Origin of the sequence: Bacillus sp. TE8-1 (genome assembly GCF_008368855.1) — a bacterium.
In the GTDB taxonomy this organism is placed as follows: domain Bacteria; phylum Bacillota; class Bacilli; order Bacillales; family Bacillaceae_G; genus Bacillus_A; species Bacillus_A cereus.
The window spans coordinates 155,172-174,549 of sequence record NZ_QPET01000001.1 but is presented as its reverse complement, the minus strand read 5'-3'; the positions used below and the strand labels follow the sequence as shown (position 1 = coordinate 174,549).

Below are 19,378 nucleotides of genomic sequence, written 5' to 3'. Positions count from 1 at the left end.
AAGATAAGATCCGGGAACAGGATCTTATCTTTAGCACAAGGAGTAAACAAAAGGATAAACATCATATTTTTATTATAATTTATTTTTTGTTAATTTTGAATATTAGAACCATAATTATCAAGTATATCTATATTGAAAAATTTATTACAAAATTAGTTATAAATTTTTCAAAACTCCAATGTAAACTTTTAGCCAGTAGTTTACTTTCATAATATTGATTTTTATACGTGTTTGGTAAAGAAGATACAATGAATTACTAATAAAAACTATAACGAAATCTAGTTCGGTATAGTAAAGTGCAAATGAAAATTCCCTCTTCGCTATCTCCCCAAAAAAGAACCATTACTGATAATCTTATAGACTGTATTTTCAGAAACATTACAAGCGTGTAAGTAAAATGAAAGGAAATTCAATATGAGAAAAAAAATCTTACTACTATAATGAATAACAGAAACACTCATGAAAAAATGTGGTGCGAATCTAGGTGATTTTTATGTCTTTCCATTAAGGTTTTGTCGCAGGAGCAGTACTGCATTAAAATTCAATTGAAAAATTTGATGAAGTTATCACCTTTCGAAAAGATGATTTCGTTAAGTATACATCAATTAGAGAGAACCACATGGATACCGGTATAATTCTGGATTAATAATTACTAGAGGTAACGATACTTCGTTATTTTATCTAGAATATTATTTAAATTACCCAACACGGAACCTAATGGACTGTTGGAAATAGGCGATTCCTGAGAACACCGATGTATCCACCAGTTATCTTAGCAGGCTCTACCTATAGTCCCTGTGGTGAGAACATAAGTATTTTGTACGTTGATTTATCCCAATTTCTACTTTAGCTTGCTTGTCACAACTTTGACAAGCGTGGAGCGATAGAACGTTGAAGAATGATTTGTACCAGTATATAGTGGCGAACAGATTGACTTAGGCCAACCGACATTCATCTTCCATCTAAAATTAGTGTTGCACACCCTCACATTTTTGAGGAAGGAGTCTTCTGTCAGAAAAAAATAAAAAACACAGAGGTTTAAAATGAACATTATTTCCGAACTATTCGTTAGTTTTGCAATTCCTACGATACAACTCACATTTTTGTTCCTTCTTATACTTATTTTAAGCTATTTTGTAGTATATAAAAAGGTATGTAAAGGTGAAAAAAAGTTTACCGTACAACAAATTATATTATTGATATTAATAATAGGATATTATTCTCTTGCATTATCAGCTACTTCATTTGGTCGTTCAGATGATATAGCTTATGCAAGAACAATTGACTTTGATGTACTTAGTGTTTATAAAAAAGCATGGAATACCTTTTCATTTTCTTCTTTTTTCCATATCATTGTGAATATTGGTATGCTTTTTCCATTAGGAGTTTTATTCCCTTTATTTAGTAATGTTTTTCAAAAAGTAAAATGGATGTTAACCAGCGCAATTATAACAAGTTTATTAATTGAAATACTTGAATTTACAATGCAACGTGGAAGTATGGAACTGGTTGATTTACTCCATAATATTTTAGGAATGATGCTAGGGTATTCTGTGTTAAACATAGTTCTTATATTGTTGAAGAAAAAAGAAGCGCATACACAGATGATGAAATATTTATTCCTTCCTATTACAGTAATTCTCATCGCATTCGGAATAATTATTTCGTACCATATGAAAGAATTTGGAAATATGCCTATTGATCCCAATACAAAAATAGATATGTCTCACGTTACGATAAAAACATCAATAGAGTTAAAAGAAGAAAGGAAAAAAAAACCTGTTTACAAAGATTCCATTACTAAAAAATCACCTGTTCGAGATGTCGAAATTCTTTCTCCAAAGGAAGCATTTCAAAAACTGAAACAAGGAGAATTCGAACCTATAGGATCTTTCAATGCAGGCGATACATTATTCATTACAAAATATAATATAGATTACTACACTGATACAAAAGGTTTCTCTCAACCTATATATGTCTTTGAGGTACATGTAAATGATAATGACGAAGATATTTGGTCTCAACCTATTTCCGCAAGGAAATAATATGAGACTACTAGTACTGGCTGTAATCCATGATACATGGGAAAGGCGGAGTCTGTTTTGAAGACTTCGCCTTTGTTTGTATAGTGCATGCAAGGGTACGGAAACGATTTAAAGAGAAGGGGACATCATCTATCAACTCTCATTTTTAATTTGTAAATTTGGAGGGGATTTATCCTATGAATATAGTAAAAGTAAAAGATCTTAATAAAGAATACACAGGTAAAGTTTCGCATACAGCACTTTTAAATGTGAATTTAACAATCATAGAAGAGAATTTGTTGGGATTATGGGCCTTTCTTGTAGTGGAAAAACAACGTTATTGAATATGATTTCTACTGTTGATTTGCCAACATCAGGGAGTATATTAATTAATAATAAAAATCCGTATTAACTTTCTACCAATAATTTAGCTTTATTTCGCAGACACAGGTACGGCCAAGATATATGTGATTTTGAATATTATTTATACATTTTTTTAAAAACGCACTTGTGATTACGGATTTCTTTATCACTTTTCAACTTATTATCATACATCCTAATCATACAGTTGGAACAAAGTGTTTTCAGTAGCTAATGGATGGATGATTAGGGTGTCTATAATAGACGAAACTGCATTTATATGCCAATCTCATGTATACATTAACAGTAAAAAGAGAAGATGGTTCTTCCGCTCGTATTAGATGACCTGAATGTGAAAAGAATAAATAAACGAGCATATGAAATATCAGGAGGACAAGCACAGCGAACAGCGATTGTCTGTGCACTCATTCATTCTCTTAAATTGATTCTTACCGATGAGCTAACAGGGAATTTTGATACTAAACTCTCTCAAGATGTAATGGAGATATTAACACAATTAAATATAGAAGAAAAGGCAACAATGGTGGACAGTTATATAATGAAATTTTCACAATGACAATTGTCCATTACTTTATAAAAATATTATGGACAGTTTTTCTATGTTAGGAGGGAGTAAAAATGACTTTTCGACAGCTAGCATTTAATAATATTATACGGAATAAACGAATATACCTTGGGTATTTTTTTAGTAGCATATTTGCGGTAATGATTTTCTTTACTTATGGTCTACTTTTCTTTCATCCAAATCTAAAAAGCGAACTGACTCATGTAAGTACTATAATGAGCACATTTGGGAAAATAGGATTTCAACTATCGTATTACTTAATTTTTGTTTTCTCTTTCTTATTTATTTTCTATTCTGTTAGCGCATTTTTAAAAAATAGAACAAAAGAGTTTGGATTATTAATGTTACATGGAATGTCTCATAAACAGTTTTATCGATTAATTTTTTTCGAAAACATGTTGATTGGAATCCCTTCTATACTAGTGGGTATTGGACTTGGGATGGTTTTTTCTAAATTATTTTTACTAGTTAGTGGGTCTTTATTGGCAGTAGAGCATAGGTTACCATTTTATTTTCCATTAAAGGCTATTGGAGTAACAGCTCTATCTTTTTTTATCTTATTTCTACTTATTTCTTTGTTTACATCAAAAATGGTGAAAATGAATGAGCTTGTAGAACTCATAAAATCAGAAGAAAAACCAAAACCTCAACCTGAAGTGTCTGCTTGGCTATCTTTGTTGGCCATAATCTTAATTGGAGCAGGCTACACTTCTGTCCACCACAGTATCGATGCAATCGCAATTAATTATATGAGTGGGAATGAAGTATTACTAATCGTTGGATCAGGGGTCACGCTTATTATATTCGGAACTTATATTTTCTTTCATCAATTTTGTCTATATGTGATATACAATTTAAAAAATAGAGAAACTACATTCTTTAAAAGAACCAATCTCCTTGTTATTTCAGAATTAGCGTTCCGAATGAAAGATAATGCGAGAACGTTCTTTATGGTTACAATTATATCTGCGGTATCTTTTACAGCAATTGGAGCTTGTACAGCTATCGGAAATCCTGAATTAGCAAAAAATGAGACCCCATTTGCATTTACCTATAGATCGGATTGGGGAAATCCACTAGAAAAATCTCATATTGAAGAGATAAAAACACAATTAGAAAAATCTGGATTTTCTTATAAACTTGCAACAGCAAAATTTAAAATAACACAGAATGACATTAGATTAATTAATCTTTCTACGTATAATGAATACGCTAAAACACTAGGATATGAAATAGAAAAATTAACAAATGAAAATGAAAGTATCGTTATACTACCAATGAAAAAACACAAAAGTGTAGAGGATCTAAAACCTTTTGTGTTAAGGCATGGTGAACTAGAAGTACCAGTTACTGTTCAAAAAACATTAACTATCCCAGAATTAAAAGAGATGCTTGCTAAAACTGTTATTATCTCTGATGCTGTTTACAATGAAGTCCTAAATATTAAAACTGTAGATGTTGCTATCTCGCAAGATTACACTATATACGGTTTTATTATAAAAAATTGGCCTGAAACAACTGCAGTTTCGAAAAATCTTATGAAATCTGTTGGTACGAAATTAGACGATTCTTATACTTTTTCATCTTTGAGTTTGAAATGGCTTGAACTAAAACAACAAAATGGATTGCTTTCTATTACAAGTATATTGGTGGGAGTTGTATTCTTCGCATTTGCAATAAGTTTTTTATATTTCCGTCTATTTACGGATTTAAAACGTGATCAAGAGCAGTATCAAATGATTTCAAAATTAGGTTTAAGTCAAAAAGAGTTAAAGAAAATTATAACAACACAAATGATGATATTATTTTTCTTACCCATTGTAGTAGCTATGATTCACAGCAGTTTTGCATTTCTAACTTTGCATCAATTAGGACAAACCATAAGTAGGGAAATGTCCGTTATTCAAAGCTCAATTGTTGTATTAGTAAGTTTTTTTTGTATTCAATTTATTTACTTCCTTATTATTAGAAATTTCTATATAAAACGCATATGTACAAAAATAAATTCATAAAAAAGATAACTAAAAAATTGAAGGTGCAGATGCACTAAATATGATTGAATCTGCACCTTTATTGGGGTACCGCAACATCTTAGCTTGATAGCGATGGGGCGGGACCTCAATAAGAACGGTATCTAAGATTGTATGAGAGATATAGGATAGGAACCCTTCTACTTAATTTATTTTGATCGATCATGAGGAACCGTTACAGTAGCTATTTTAGTTGTAACATTCCCTGTATTGTCCATAGCAGTGTATGTCACAGTGTATATACGTCCATTTCCACTTCCCAGTCTATCTGCACGAAGACTAAAGGAGTCAGTGGACCCACTAATAGGTTTATTATAATTTGCATTCCGAATATCATCAGATTGAAGTGTTTCATTGCTGGTAATGGATGTTAACACTACTGAATTGATTCCTGATGTACCATCAGAAGCATGAATTGTAGCTGTAATCGGAACCATTTTATGATTAGGCGGCCATATTATTGTTATGTCTAAACTGATGTTTAGCACAGTAGCTGTTTTATCTAGTTTAATTGTTTTTTGCTGTTACGATTGGTGCATTTCCCCTGGGTGTAGCAAAACCATCCGTTGTTATCATTGCTACTGCATCATTAGCCTGAAAACCAGCGCTTAACACCTCATAAATAATTACGTCTTTCTTATTAATAATCATAGGTATATTTAGAAAGGGAGAGCTATTAATACTATTATGAATAATTGCTCCTGCGGCGTTCTTTCTTATCTGATTCCCTTGCATTTTTACACTCCTTTTTAATAATCCAAACGTGATTACATCAATTCACTTCATTTAACATCTATTATATTAGAAAAGTGCAGTTTCATATTATTATAAAAAGCATCCGTACATATAACAGCGCTATTTGAAGGATCAATATCAACAACGGTCATATAACTAGTGAGTAAATAACCATCCTCATAATATGTAATCATTATTTCCTCTTCAGATATTAAGGAACATAATAGCATGTTTTCAATTCGTTCTTTTTCCTCAGTTGTTAAAATCGGACGGGTTACTTTGTTTTGTTCCTTAATCATTTCACGAATCCCATCAAATTGAGATGTTAATGCAGCGAACGGAGTCCACTTGACCATTTTTCTTCCTTTTGGCATATTAGCGTTATTCATGATTTGTGTCCCCCTATTAATGTATTTCTATATCTAGCTGTAGCGCTATGCGTGTAGGAAATTCCCCGCAATATACTGTTCTTCCCAAACCTTGTGCGTATTTCATCCATTACTTTTGTTAATTTTACTTCTTGTTCTCGCTGCGTTATGTTATCAAAAAGAGAAATTTGTTCTTCTCCTTCTTGAAGGAGGTTTGTTAAGGATATGTTTATGCTGCGAATGGGCTCTCCAGTATATTGTTGATGTAAAAAGTATGTACAGATCTTATAAATATCCATAGTTAGGTTAGTTGGACGACTTAAAGTATGTGTTTTTCTAATACCACCGTTATAACTCTTGCTATAACCAACAGAAAATTGAACGGTTTGAGCAAGTTTATTTTGTCTTCTAAGCCGATAACAAACTTCTTCAATATGTTCCAGTAGAATAATCGGAAATTCCTCTATTGTGTAATCGCGCATGAGTATTTGGCTTTTCCCAACAGAAGTTGTGGCAGGAACATATTTTTCTGAAATGCGACTAAAGTCAATTCCGTAGCTATGTAAGTGTAATTCTTCTCCAATCTTACCGAAGCTCTGTTTTAAATATTTAAGAGGATAATTGGCTAAATCTCCTATAGAATGTATTCCTTTTCGATTCAACTTTTCTTCCGTTTTGTACGAAATGCCCCAAAATGTATTAAGCGGTTGTATGCTCCATAATTTTGTTGGGACATCTTCATATTTCCAATAAGCAATGCCGGTTTGATTCTTCTTTGCTTCAATATCTAAAGCCACTTTGCTCATTAAAGGGTTAGGGCCAATTCCTATTGTGCATTCGATCCGTGTTTTCGCATATATTTCACGTTTAAATTTCAACGCAAACTCATAGGGATCATTAGCAAATAAATGAATACTATCTGTAATATCCATGAAGAACTCGTCGATGGAATATTGGTGAAAATCCTCAATAGGAACGTACTGCAAAGCTAGCTTTGTTATGTAATTGGAGCAATTTATGTAAGTACCCATAATTGGATTTACAACAAGAATGTCTTTTCTGCGAGGAATCTCGTATAATCTGGCCATCTTTTTTACACCTAAAGCTTTTAATGGTGAAGTGGCAGCTAGAACGATTGAACCGTTTCTATTTACATCACCGACTACTGCCAATTTTGTATACATAGGATCTAACCCCATTTTGATGCAACTTACTGAAGCGTAAAAGCTTCGTAAATCCACACATAAGATGATTCTATTCGGTAAGATAGAATAGTCATACACTGTTATTCCTCCCTAAATAATAAGAACGTTTGTTCTTATTATATACGAACTTACGTTCTTTTATAAAGAGTTTTTGTTTAAAAATAATTTTTTGCATAAAGAAGAGACACTCTTATATGAGTGTCTTTCAGATATTCTGCTTGTGGGAGCAGCAATTCTAATGCCAATTAGTAATAAGAGCGCATAGATATATATCCTCTTACTATTGATTAAAGGCGCACTATAATAGGGATGTATAAAAAATTATATAGGTAGATAGAACACAAAAGGAGTTTCCTTTGTGAGAGTAGAGGGACGTCTTTTTTCTTGCTACTGATAATAGAACGTTATGTAAATTTGACATGTATAAAATATACAGGGTTCTTTATTCAACCGATGGAGCGAATTAGTTGAACACGACATTTCAAAAACAGTATGATTATGAAGGATGGAATATTAAGGGGTTTGAAAAATAGTGGGAATTTAAAAATCAAATTTGTAAATAGAATGGATGATACTATGAATGAAAACAGAATAAAAATACTCGCTATTTCAGGAAGTCTACGGAAGAATTCCTCTAATACAAACGTTTTATATGCTATTTCTAATCTGAAATCCGAAAATATTGATTTTCAATTTTATGAAGGATTAGAACATCTCCCATACTTTAGTCCTGAAGCAGATACAGATGATCCTCCTGCTTCAGTTAAGGACTTACGTGAACAACTTAAACTAGCTGATGGTGTAATAATTTGTACCCCTGAGTATGCGAGGGGAGTTCCAGGAGTTCTAAAAAATGCTCTTGATTGGGTTGTATCATCGGGAGAGTTTATGAATAAGCCAGTAGCTGTTATTAGTGCTTCTTCACGTATTACAGGTGGAGATAAAGCACATGAATCAATAATGCTCACATTACAAATGATTGAAGCAAATATCCCAAAAGAAAGCACTTTACAAATTGGTGTCGTAGGAACCAAGATTAATAGTAAAGCAGAAATCCTAGATCCTACGACGAAAGAACAATTAAAATCAGTGCTTAATTCCCTTATTTCATCTATCTAATGTTAAGTAAAACACATGTATTTACTTCCGATAACACTTGATTATGTGAACATAAGAGCCCTCCAGATCAATTAAACTGGAGGGCTTTTGATAGTTTCTAAAATACATTGACTCCCGATAATGATACGTTATGTTAACTAGAGCTGTATGAGGTACACAGTTCAAAGAGCACGTTCACAGAAAAAACAAATTCATATATAAATCTTCCCAATATAGTAAATGAAAATTTACTATATTTATATTTTTATGTTGCTTTAAACTAATTTTAGTAATAAAATATTTACTAAAGGAGGGGTTTTAATGATTGAAAAGATTGCAAAAGAATACATTGCTTTGATACCAAATGTTTTTAACAGTTTTAGGGACTTAAACAAAAACCTTACAGAGTTATCACATATACAGAACCACGTAATTGAGTTTATATACATGCAACAAAGAGTATTAAATATTAAAGACATTAGTATTGGTTTAAATATAGCAAAGCAACAACTAACAAATGTTATCAAGGATCTAGAAATTAGAGGATATATTGAGAAAATTCCTGATACCAAAGATAAGCGAGCCTCTTTAATATCATTAACACCAGCAGGTAAGGAGGTTATAAATCAAAAATGGACTAAAATCTATCAAAACTTCAGTGGGAATTTAATGAAACTAAATAATGAAGAACAAACAGATTTAAATTTTGCTCTTCACAAAGTTAATGTATTGTTAAAAAAAATGGAGGAATAATAAATGGATCAAAGAAATCGAATTTCTATCTTGAGTTTAGGTGTAATTATTGGTGTACTACTTGGTTTAATCTTTAAAGATATGTATAAATGCCTGATTACAGGTATTGTTACAGCATCAGCAATTACAATTATGTTAAGTCAACAAGCTAAAAAAATAACTAAGGGATAGCATCATATCAGGATTATGCGAATTTACACCATTAATTTAAGCTCAATTTCTAGCCATTATAGTTTGAAATTGAGCTTTTTTACATGTTGCATCCCTTTAGCTTTGTAAATTCTCATTTCCGAAATTCCATCTCATTAACAAGTAAATTTAAAATATTTCTTAAACACACTTCCAATAACGAGAATTATGTAAATGAGCTGTCCAAATGGATGGCTTATTTTATTTTTTGCTTAGCGTGGTTTTTTTCCGATTATCTTAACTCCAAAGTGACAATCATTGTTAAATCAATGGTTGTCACTTTGTTTACATGTATTCAATGTAGTTTTAAGTTGTTTAATTAACTCTGTTCGAGGAAAATTTATACTAATCCTGCTTTATAACCAAAAAACTAGTCAATAAGCGGAACAAAAAAGGTTTGAGTCTCTTTGTCTGGCTGCTTTCGACCAGCTGTCCCGACGGTCGGATTCACATCGGCAAGTTCGTCGGCACACACAGCCCCCGCCATCAGCGGACGCAAGCTGCCATCTCCCAGCAAATTTTCGGCTTCCGATAGCGGTGCATGTCCGTTTCAGTCAACACGTTGATCGCCCATCCGTCAAACAACCGACGCATATCTGCTTCGTCAAAAAAACGTTTCCGTCGCCCCTCATGCTCGTAATAACGGGGTTCCAATTCGATGCCCTGGCCGGCACCGTAATGAACATCGCATGTGGAATTCAAGCGGGCTAGCAGCAATCCGCCAGTGCCGACAACTCTCGCAATTTCGCTAACAATAGAAACAGTATCGTCCCAGTGAAAATAATGCAGGGACAAATCCGCGACAACCGCCCTCGCGCTACCATCCGGAAACGGCAATCCTCCTGTCATATCGAATAGGTTTGTTTCAACGCCTGGCACATATTTGCGTATAATCGCCAACGACTCAGAGGAGAAGTCGCAGGCGATGACCCGATAACCTCGTTCTGTTAAAAACAAAGAGTCGCTGCCATATCCGCAGCCAAGATCAATGACCGGTCCATCTGGGGCCAATTCTAGCATCGGCTCGTATTTTTCCAGCCAAAAATCTACTTGCGGCTTGCTGAGATTCACATCGGCAAACACCTCGTTCCAATGTTCAGCTTCTGAACGTCTCGTCATGGTCAGAACCTCACTTTCTGCGGAGAAGAGCGTAATAATTAGATGCTTGCTATCATTTTGACAAAAGGAACGCTTCCTTCTTTTCGGTGTACAATGAATTAGAACTGTTATTAGTAACTGACTAAAATTTAAATTTTTACAGAACTTTTCATTTGTTATAAAAATAAATCAATTGAAAGAGCACTATAACAACAGAAACAAAAGTAATAAGCAAAAAAGTAGTTAATTCTAGTTGTACAGAAGATAATATAAATAAAGCTAAAGCAACTAAAGGGATTGAAAAAACAGAATTATAAAAACGTTTTTTATGTATTGAATTATACTTTCTAGTTTCACACGTATTATTAACCACTAATGAATCCCCTCAATATTTTTAATCGTGTGTAAGTTTATTGTAAATATGGAAAAGTAATGCATATAAATATATTATCATACAATCCCTTTATTCATCTAAAATTTCTGATTATTTAAATGTTGCAAGGATGATAAATTCTCTTTATTGATACCTAAAGTTATTTAAAATGAAATATTGGGTTCTGTTACAAAGATTCTCAAAAACCGTTAAACTCTAGAAAAAAAGTCATGAGGAGAATACTGCGTAGGATATTATTTTGGTTATTTTTGGTTTGATAACTGAAAATTAAAACTCTCCAAACGAGAAAGATTGGTAATTTGCCAACCTTTCTTGTTTACTATCAATCAATTTTTTTTAAAAAAATTTCGTTTAGGGGCTACTTTAAAATCTTAAGTTGATGGGCATGTGGTGATACGCCTCATTGTATTTAAAGTGAAAATTTTTAAATATAGCAGAAATGATAATAAAGTATTTATCTCTAATTTGCTAACTAAAATTTTTCAATACAATTAATGTAGTAGAAGCAATTGAGAAATAGGTTATTAAATATTCTACATTTTATAGACTTGCTAAACAGTATAAAGAAGTAAAAAAAGGGAAACCTAACGAATAATTAAGGATGATTCAGGGGGTACCAAATGGAGCATAAAACAGAAGTAACAATTGGGGATTACGTTCAATTTTTATATCGTAAAAATCCTAATTTAGAATTAACCGGATATGTAGTCAGTGTTCTACAGAATACAATTGTTGTAGATATTACAGAGATAATTGGATTTGAAGTAGATGATGTTAGGCAAGTAGTAAAACACGGTTACTATAATAAAGTGAATCAAAGGCAAATAAAAAATAATGTTTCATAAAAAATGCTCCTAGATCAATCTAGGAGCATTTTTTTGATGAAGTTACTGGATTTCTTACGATGATAAATACCAGCCGTTAAAGAGTAACATATTCATTTAGAAAAAGCACTATCATGGATTCTTTTATATGCCAACCGACGCTCATCGCTACCTAAAATTGGTGTTTCACACCTTCACATTTTTGAGGAAGGAGTCTTCTGTTTGAAAATGCTAAAAAAAGTCCTTAACAATTTGTTAAGGACTGCGGAATAGAACCGCAATTTGGGCTGACACCCAATCAGTTTGCAGAAAATAAATTGCGATTATAATAGCAATTGCATTCCCAAAAGCAATATTTCAAATGGATTGTAGCATACCTGTAACTAGATTGGTATCAATAAAATATGGATTGGATTACAAATAGTGGTTTTGAATATTAGAAAGAGTTTAAAAGTTAATTACTTCTCATGAAGAAAAAACCTTAAGAAAACTTGTAACGATAAATTTTTAGAGGAAGGGTGGATTTTTAATTATAAATTCACATAATTTTCAAATATTAAAACCCTGGATGTTAATATTTGTTATATAATGAAATCAAGCCGTAATCAATATGGTTTCCCCGTTATGAATAATGAGATAATTTATGTGTCCCGTGTATTCGCTTTAAAACAAAAAGAACTTGTAGTGATTTCTACAAGTTCTTTTTGTTTTTCTTATTGTATTAGAAAAAAGCCCTTTAAATATAGCAGAAATAATAATGAAGTGTTTATTTCTCGTTTGCTAACTAAAATTTTGTATTTTAACAGGTTTCATTAATAAAAATATTTTAGACTATAGAATGAATTTAATCCTTACAGTTTCTTTATATTAAAAACGGCAAAAAACAAAAAGGTTAATTTTATCAATACGAGTTTTTTCTTTTACATATTAAAATGGAAGTACCCTTTCAATGTATACTGACCCCTTCACAAATCGTGAAGGGATTTTTTTATTTAATAAATGAGTTTTACAAAACATATAGAATGTTAAACTGATAAAACCCATTAATCACAGTATGTGTACATGAGATCAATGGGTTTTTATTAATATGTGTTCGAAGATGTGGGAAGTATTTTGTGTGTCTATAAAGGTTGGTTTTAAATTTTACGGATGTCTGTATATTCCATGAACATTTACAGATATTTTTGTTATAATTATTGATGAGGTGTATGAAATGAAACATAAAACATTTGGATATGTACGAGTTTCCGGTAAAGATCAAAATGAAGAACGACAAATTCGAAATATGAAAGATTTAGGGATAGAAGATCGAGATATTTTTATCGATAAACAATCTGATAGAAATATTCAACGCGAAAATTATCAAATGTTAAAACGTCTTGCTCGTACAGGTGATACCATTGTATTCGATTCTTTAACTAGACTAGGAAGGAGCATGAATGATGTCCTAGAGGAATTCAGATACTATGAAAAGCATGAGATTAATTTACAATTTATAAAAGAACCATTCATTAATGTAAATTACACAGGTAAGAGTACAAATGATGTTATTCAAAGTGCTATTCAGAAAGCAACTCTTACCATTTTATCTGCTTTTGCAGAAAAAGAACGGCATGATATTAAACAGCGACAAGTGGAGGGTATTGCTCTAGCTAAAAGGAAAGGTAAGCGGTTAGGACGTCCTCCAGTAGAAATTACAGCCGAATTTATTGAAGCCTATAAAGAATGGAAGTCTGGTGGCATTACAGCAGTAGGAGTCATGAAGAAATATGGTATCAAACGTTCTTCGTTTTACAAACTTGCTAAGCAGTATGAAGAAACAAAACATAAAAATCTACTGAATGATTAATTATAATTTAGGAGGTTATTATATGAAACATACAGCAAAAGTAAAAATTGGTGATTGCGTTCAATTTTCTTATCGTAAGAATCCTTCCTTGCAATTAACTGGATATGTGGTAAGAGTTTTAACGAATACCATTGTTGTAGAGGTTTCAGATATGATGGAAGAGGAGTTAATTGATGCTAGACAGGTAGTAAAGCATGGGCGTTATCATAAGATAGCCCGTAAACAAGTAAAAAGTAAAGTTTCATGAAAAACGCTTTTAAAGAAATCTAGAAGCAACTTTTCAAATGTCATATACTGTCTTGAATACATTTGTGTATTGGCATTTTTGTTCGTATTTTGTATACTAAATGTGAGTTTCCTTACAGTAGGCAATCTTTCAATTTCTATGACAGCCAACTAATCTGTTAATTATGTATGGTAGCAAATAAGCTCTTATGTCCACAGATATAAGAGCTTATTTGTATATGAATCACTCTTTTATGTACAATGAAAGAAAAACATCATATGAGATGGGGAGAGGAAAACCCATGTCCAACCAACAATTAGTGAATTTACGCATTGATTTTGCTTTTTAACAATTATTTGGTACAAGTGGAAATGAGGATATTCTCATTGCTTTTTTTAATGCTATATTACAGGATTCTTTAGAATCGCCCATTGTTTCGTTACAATTAGAAGATCCACACTTGCACCGAGAACACGGAGAGGATAAATTATCGATTTTAGATATTTCCGCTACATTAGATAAAGGAACAAAGGTAAATCTAGAAATACAGTTGAATAACAATCATGACATGATTAAGAGAAGTTTATATTACTGGGGAAGGCTATATACATCCAAATTACAAAAGGGAATGCCATATAGTTCCCTTCACAAAACCATTACGCTTAATTTATTAAACTTTGTGATGTTTCCAGAATATGAAGCATTTCATACAACAGGAATCCTATGGAATCAACAGCAACAAAAGAAGTTAAGTGATGATATTGAAATTCATATAGTGGAAATTCCAAAATTAATGCAACAGTGGCGTAATGAACAAGTAAATCCTTGGGAAGATTCGTTTGTTCGCTGGTTGTTACTACTTCCAGCGAATGAAGATGAACGATTAACCCAGACATTGGAGGATATTACGATGAACCAAGACCCGATATTACAAAAAGCTATGAACAAATGGGAACGTATGAGTCAAGATTCTTCTTTCCGACAAGCGTATGAAGCAAGGGAGAAAGCGTTGATGGATGAAGCTGCAAAGTTTGCTCATGCTCGTAATGAAGGAAAAAAGGAAGGAATTCAGCAAGGGAAAATACAAATAATTAACGGTATGCATGAACTTGGTGTACCAATTGAAACAATTCCTAAAGCAAGCAAGTTAAGTGTTGATGAGGTTGAACGTATTCTAGAAAAAAAGAATTAGTAAAAAAGAAACGAAGTCAAATTGACTTCGTTTCTTTTTTATATGACTTTTTATTAGAGCAAAGTAACGATTATTACTTTTAGGGGTCTCGCCACATGCTCACCAAGCTAAAATTTTGAAGTGCCCCCAAAACAAAAAAATTATTGTTTTACCGTGATTTATGAGAAGTCAACTCATTTTCTTCGTTTTGGGGAGCTACCAATTTCTTAAGTTGATGGCAATGGGGGTACTATCCCTTATTAAGGTTAATTTAAGTCTTTTGGAAATTAATTCTTTAAATTAGTTTAAGTACTTGCTATTATTTAGGGGAAATAAAGGGGGAGAAAATATATGATGAACATACGTAGAGCGACAGTAGAAGATGCAAGAGAAATAGTTGTGATAAAACATAAGATTGTTGAAACGACAAACTTTTTTCTTCGATCACCTGAAGAGCCGCAAGAAAAGGCAGAAGATTATCAAAAAAAGATACAAACAGGACAAGAAAATGGAGGATTAACATTAGTAGTAGAATTTAATGATCAAGTCATCGGTTTTTTATCTTTTTCTAGATCTTTCTATATGCGTTTACACCATGCCGGTTCATTTGGAATGGGGATCAAACCAGAATTCGGTAATGCGGGTATTGGAACAAAGTTACTATCCCATTTTATTGAATGGGCAAAAGAACAAGAAGGATTAGAAAAGATATGTCTGGATGTATTTTCAAACAATGAACGGGCTATAAATTTATACAAGAGACTAGGATTTAGAGAAGAAGGTAGGCAAATAAACCAAATTAGGTTCAAAGATGGTTCTTATGCTGACATTATTTTAATGGCACTTTATATAAAAATACCGAGTAAATTCGCATACTAAGGGTGAGAATTTACTTGCAGTTTCCGTAATTTATCATTTTAGCCAAGAAGACTCCTTCCTCAAGGAATGCGAAGTGAGTAGGTGGGAGATGAATTGGCTTCGGACAAGAGATGGCAGGAAGCCATCTTAATTGTTCGATATACATAAAGTGTTACTTCACTATCTATCGAATGTATGTTTGTTGTATAATAGACACATGCCGAAATGGAGGTGAAATGAATGATGATTAATAAAGCATATAAATTTCGTATCTATCCAAATAAAACACAAGCAACCCTAATTAATAAAACAATTGGCTGTTCTCGTTTTGTATTCAATCATTTCCTATCTCTATGGGATCACGCATACAAAGAAACTGGGAAAGGTTTGACATATGGTACATGCTCTGCAAAACTCCCTGCCATAAAAAAAGAATTTGTTTGGCTCAAAGAAATGGATAGTATTGCGATTCAGTCGTCTGTTCGCAACCTTGCGGATGCTTATACACGCTTTTTCAAAAAACAAACTAGTGCCCCCCGTTTCAAATCTAAGAAAAACAACGTACAATCTTACACCACAAAACAAACAAATGAAAACATTGCTGTCGTAGGAAACAAAATAAAATTGCCAAAACTAGGTCTTGTTCGATTTGCCAAAAGTCGTGAAGTACAAGGACGTATTTTAAATGCTACGGTTAGACGCAACCCTTCTGGTAGATACTTTGTGTCATTGTTAGTTGAAACAGAAGTGCAAGAACTTCCGAAAACACATTCTTACATTGGGATAGATGTAGGACTAAAAGATTTCGCCATTTTGTCAGATGGAACACCCTATGAAAATCCGAAGTTTTTCCGATCATTAGAAGATAAGTTGGCGAAAGCACAGCGTGTTCTTTCTAGAAGAATGAAAGGATCTTCTCGCTGGAATAAACAACGAGTAAAAGTAGCTAGAATTCATGAATACATATCAAATGCTAGAAAAGATTACTTAGACAAAATCTCAACTGAAATCATCAAAAGCCACGATGTTATCGGTATAGAGGATTTGCAAGTATCGAATATGTTAAAGAATCATAAGTTAGCAAAAGCAATTAGTGAAGTATCTTGGTCACAGTTTCGAACCATGTTGGAATATAAAGCAAAATGGTATGGCAAACAAGTCATTGTCGTATCGAAAACATTTGCTTCTAGCCAATTATGTTCTTGTTGTGGATATCAAAACAAAGACGTTAAAAATCTGAACCTACGTAAATGGGACTGTCCTTCTTGTCGTACACACCATGATAGGGATATTAACGCAAGTATCAATATAAAGAATGAAGCAATAAGGCTTCTAACCGCAAGGACTGCGGGGTTAGCCTAACCAATTAGAGTTCGATAGAACTCTTTACTTAGGAATCCCTCACTTCTAAACGAAGTGAAAGTGGGGGTAGTTCAAGTTATATCCCAAAACCATGTATCCACAAGTTTATGTAATATCCATCCGATATGTATCCGAAATCATACTTGTTCACCAAATTGAGTTTTATCATAGGAGTCAAGTCACATGTCTGTCAACTTGGATTAGTACTAACGTTGCTATAATAAGGGAGAATGTAAATATTTAAAACAGTAGAGTTTTGACTTCCAGAACTTTTTTATTATGGAGTTACTTCAAAATCTTTGCTTGTTAACGATATGTTGATTCCTAATACCTGCATAATATTTAGTCATATTTCCTTATCTATATTGATTTCTTGAGAAACATTGCAACAGAATCGTTCTATGAATTAGATATATCATTTTTGTAACATGAGCGGTCATAGAATAGTACGGTAAAGATTAGGGTTAATGTTAAAGCATTCAATAGTTATACTGATAAGGAGGAAACTAATGAAAAAACTAACTTTTAACGATTTGAACTCGCCGGACACTATGCGTAATCCCATTATGTTCTATAAAAACCTCATGGAGCAACAAGAGCGTTTCTTTCGCATTGATGACTTTTATGGCATGGGAGGGGCATGGGTTGCATTTCACTATGATGATGTGGTTGCAATTTTGAAAGATTCCCGTTTTATCAAAGATTTACGAAAATTCACACCGCCTCGTGATAAGCAGAATCCTATTGAGGAGAATACAGCAGTGAGTAAGCTATTTGAATGGCTTATGAATATGCCGAATATGCTTACGGTAGATCCCCCTGATCATACTCGCCTACGTCGGCTAGTCTCTAAATCCTTCACACCACGTATGATTGAGGACCTTCGTCCTCGTATTCAGCAAATTGCCGACGAATTGTTGGATGTTGTACAGGAACAAGGAAAGATGGAAATTATTGCAGACTTTGCTTACCCACTACCCATTATAGTCATTTCAGAGATGCTTGGGATTCCCGCCAATGATCGAAATCAGTTTCGCGCATGGACACAAGAACTGATGAACGCCTCAGTGGATCCTGGTCAAGGGACTGCAGTGACAGCAACACTTGAAAAGTTTATTAATTATATTGAAGTATTGTTTAACGAAAAACGCCTAAATCCTAGTGATGATTTGATAAGCGCGCTAGTTCAAGCAAAAGAACAAGAAGACAAGTTGAGTAAGAACGAGCTTCTTTCGACAATTTGGCTGCTCATTATCGCTGGACATGAAACGACAGTTAATCTAATTAGTAATGGTGTACTAGCGTTACTTCAACATCCTGAACAAATGAATTTACTAGGGCAAAATCCTTCTCTGCTGCCTTCCGCTGTCGACGAACTATTACGCTATGCTGGCCCAGTTATGTTTAGTAGCCGTTTTGCTAGTGAAGATGTGACAATACATGGAAATAGGATTCGTAAAGGCGAATTAGTTCTACTCTCCTTGACTGCTGCAAATATTGATCCAAACATATTTCCTTATCCAGAGGAATTAAATATTTCACGGGAGGAGAATAACCATTTAGCCTTTGGGGCTGGTATACATCACTGTTTAGGAGCTCCGTTGGCGCGTTTAGAAGGACAAATTGCATTAGGCACTTTGTTAAAGCGGCTACCTAATCTTCGCCTAGCAATCGAAGCGGATCAATTGATTTATAACCATAGTAAAATTCGTTCCCTTGCAAATCTACCAGTTATTTTCTAACCTAAGATCCGACATTAGTACCTATGGTGAGTGAACTACCCGCCACTTAACGTCCTAACGGACTGTTTGAAGTGGGGGCTTCTCGGTTAGTCGTTACTTTTGGTAGCTAACGAATTCGTCCTAAGACAGCCGAGCTAACTCCCTTGTTCCAAGGGTTATTTTATTGCTATCTATGCTAACGCCAATAGGCGTATTGCTTCATTTTTGATATTGATAGCTGCGTTATAATCTCTATCGAGATTTACACCGCATATACAAGAATAGACTCGCTCAGACAATGACATATTTTTCACATTCCCACAACTGCTACATGTTTTTGTGGAAGGAAACCATTTGTCTATTTTCACAAGCTGTTTGCCTTGCTCATTTAGTTTATAAGCTAAGAAAGAAGTGAACATACCCCAAGCATTATCAGCGACGCTTTTTCCAAAATGAAGGGCTTGCGAAATTCCCTTCATATTTGGATTTTCAATAGCTCCACCTTCCAAATGTTTAGCACTATCCCA

Annotated in this window: 16 protein-coding genes and 3 pseudogenes; 13 read left to right on the top strand and 6 right to left on the bottom strand. The window is 33.4% G+C overall.

The window, feature by feature from the left end:
- The first annotated feature begins 1,043 nt into the window (after positions 1-1,043).
- The 3 genes and pseudogenes from DN404_RS00885 to DN404_RS00870 all read left to right on the top strand — a co-directional run bounded on the left by DN404_RS00885 (position 1,044) and on the right by DN404_RS00870 (position 4,982).
- The gene (locus DN404_RS00885; protein ID WP_149214601.1) at positions 1,044-2,045 is read left to right on the top strand and encodes a VanZ family protein; all 1,002 of its coding nucleotides are present in this window, start codon (positions 1,044-1,046) and stop codon (positions 2,043-2,045) included.
- A 176-nt stretch (positions 2,046-2,221) separates the two neighbouring features.
- Positions 2,222-2,961, top strand: a pseudogene (locus DN404_RS31220) (ABC transporter ATP-binding protein).
- 62 nt (positions 2,962-3,023) lie between these two features.
- On the top strand, positions 3,024-4,982 hold the full coding sequence (locus DN404_RS00870) for an FtsX-like permease family protein (RefSeq protein ID WP_149214600.1): 1,959 nt from the start codon (positions 3,024-3,026) through the stop codon (positions 4,980-4,982).
- Positions 4,983-5,149: 167 nt separating this feature from the next.
- Here the strand turns inward: DN404_RS00870 and DN404_RS00865 are convergent, their stop codons facing one another.
- The 4 genes and pseudogenes from DN404_RS00865 to DN404_RS00850 form a co-directional block, all read right to left on the bottom strand.
- Positions 5,150-5,488, bottom strand: a complete 339-nt coding sequence (locus DN404_RS00865) for a hypothetical protein (RefSeq protein ID WP_149214599.1) — start codon at positions 5,486-5,488, stop codon at positions 5,150-5,152.
- Positions 5,489-5,510: 22 nt separating this feature from the next.
- Positions 5,511-5,735 (bottom strand): annotated as a pseudogene (locus DN404_RS00860) (hypothetical protein); the annotation flags it as partial.
- Positions 5,736-5,782: 47 nt separating this feature from the next.
- Positions 5,783-6,124, bottom strand: a complete 342-nt coding sequence (locus DN404_RS00855; protein ID WP_149214598.1) for a YolD-like family protein — start codon at positions 6,122-6,124, stop codon at positions 5,783-5,785.
- A complete protein-coding gene (locus tag DN404_RS00850; protein WP_149214597.1) occupies positions 6,121-7,386 on the bottom strand; it encodes a Y-family DNA polymerase in 1,266 nt (421 codons plus the stop codon). Before DN404_RS00850 ends, DN404_RS00855 begins: the two co-directional genes overlap by 4 nt.
- Positions 7,387-7,884: 498 nt before the next feature.
- Between DN404_RS00850 and DN404_RS00845 the strand changes: the two genes are divergently transcribed.
- From DN404_RS00845 to DN404_RS30385, 3 genes are all read left to right on the top strand, one after another.
- A complete protein-coding gene (locus DN404_RS00845) occupies positions 7,885-8,427 on the top strand; it encodes an NADPH-dependent FMN reductase (RefSeq protein WP_098281115.1) in 543 nt (180 codons plus the stop codon).
- Positions 8,428-8,727: 300 nt separating this feature from the next.
- A complete protein-coding gene (locus DN404_RS00840) occupies positions 8,728-9,159 on the top strand; it encodes a MarR family winged helix-turn-helix transcriptional regulator (RefSeq protein ID WP_149214596.1) in 432 nt (143 codons plus the stop codon).
- 3 nt (positions 9,160-9,162) lie between these two features.
- Positions 9,163-9,330, top strand: a complete 168-nt coding sequence (locus DN404_RS30385) for a hypothetical protein (RefSeq protein WP_179951845.1) — start codon at positions 9,163-9,165, stop codon at positions 9,328-9,330.
- 504 nt (positions 9,331-9,834) lie between these two features.
- Here the strand turns inward: DN404_RS30385 and DN404_RS00830 are convergent.
- Positions 9,835-10,467 carry a class I SAM-dependent methyltransferase gene (locus DN404_RS00830; protein ID WP_179951844.1) on the bottom strand — a complete coding sequence of 211 codons (633 nt, stop codon included), beginning with the start codon at positions 10,465-10,467 and terminating at the stop codon, positions 9,835-9,837.
- Positions 10,468-11,460: 993 nt separating this feature from the next.
- Between DN404_RS00830 and DN404_RS00825 the strand changes: the two genes are divergently transcribed.
- The 7 genes and pseudogenes from DN404_RS00825 (at position 11,461) to DN404_RS00785 (ending at position 18,872) form a co-directional block, all read left to right on the top strand.
- Positions 11,461-11,685, top strand: coding sequence for a DUF2187 domain-containing protein (locus DN404_RS00825; protein ID WP_149214594.1), 225 nt, complete (start codon positions 11,461-11,463; stop codon positions 11,683-11,685).
- A gap of 1,192 nt (positions 11,686-12,877) precedes the next feature.
- The gene (locus tag DN404_RS00810) at positions 12,878-13,513 is read left to right on the top strand and encodes a recombinase family protein (RefSeq protein ID WP_098294966.1); all 636 of its coding nucleotides are present in this window, start codon (positions 12,878-12,880) and stop codon (positions 13,511-13,513) included.
- Positions 13,514-13,535: 22 nt separating this feature from the next.
- Positions 13,536-13,760, top strand: coding sequence for a DUF2187 family protein (locus tag DN404_RS00805; protein ID WP_000683046.1), 225 nt, complete (start codon positions 13,536-13,538; stop codon positions 13,758-13,760).
- Between the two features lie 280 nt (positions 13,761-14,040).
- Positions 14,041-14,931: pseudogene (locus DN404_RS00800) on the top strand (Rpn family recombination-promoting nuclease/putative transposase).
- A 330-nt stretch (positions 14,932-15,261) separates the two neighbouring features.
- The gene (locus DN404_RS00795) at positions 15,262-15,789 is read left to right on the top strand and encodes a GNAT family N-acetyltransferase (RefSeq protein WP_149214593.1); all 528 of its coding nucleotides are present in this window, start codon (positions 15,262-15,264) and stop codon (positions 15,787-15,789) included.
- A 219-nt stretch (positions 15,790-16,008) separates the two neighbouring features.
- Positions 16,009-17,130 carry an IS200/IS605 family element RNA-guided endonuclease TnpB gene (tnpB, locus tag DN404_RS00790; protein ID WP_149214592.1) on the top strand — a complete coding sequence of 374 codons (1,122 nt, stop codon included), beginning with the start codon at positions 16,009-16,011 and terminating at the stop codon, positions 17,128-17,130.
- Between the two features lie 509 nt (positions 17,131-17,639).
- On the top strand, positions 17,640-18,872 hold the full coding sequence (locus DN404_RS00785) for a cytochrome P450 family protein (protein ID WP_149214591.1): 1,233 nt from the start codon (positions 17,640-17,642) through the stop codon (positions 18,870-18,872).
- 170 nt (positions 18,873-19,042) lie between these two features.
- Here the strand turns inward: DN404_RS00785 and DN404_RS30840 are convergent.
- Positions 19,043-19,378 (bottom strand): RNA-guided endonuclease InsQ/TnpB family protein (locus tag DN404_RS30840; protein ID WP_255444852.1); only part of this gene is annotated, 336 nt, incomplete at its 5' end.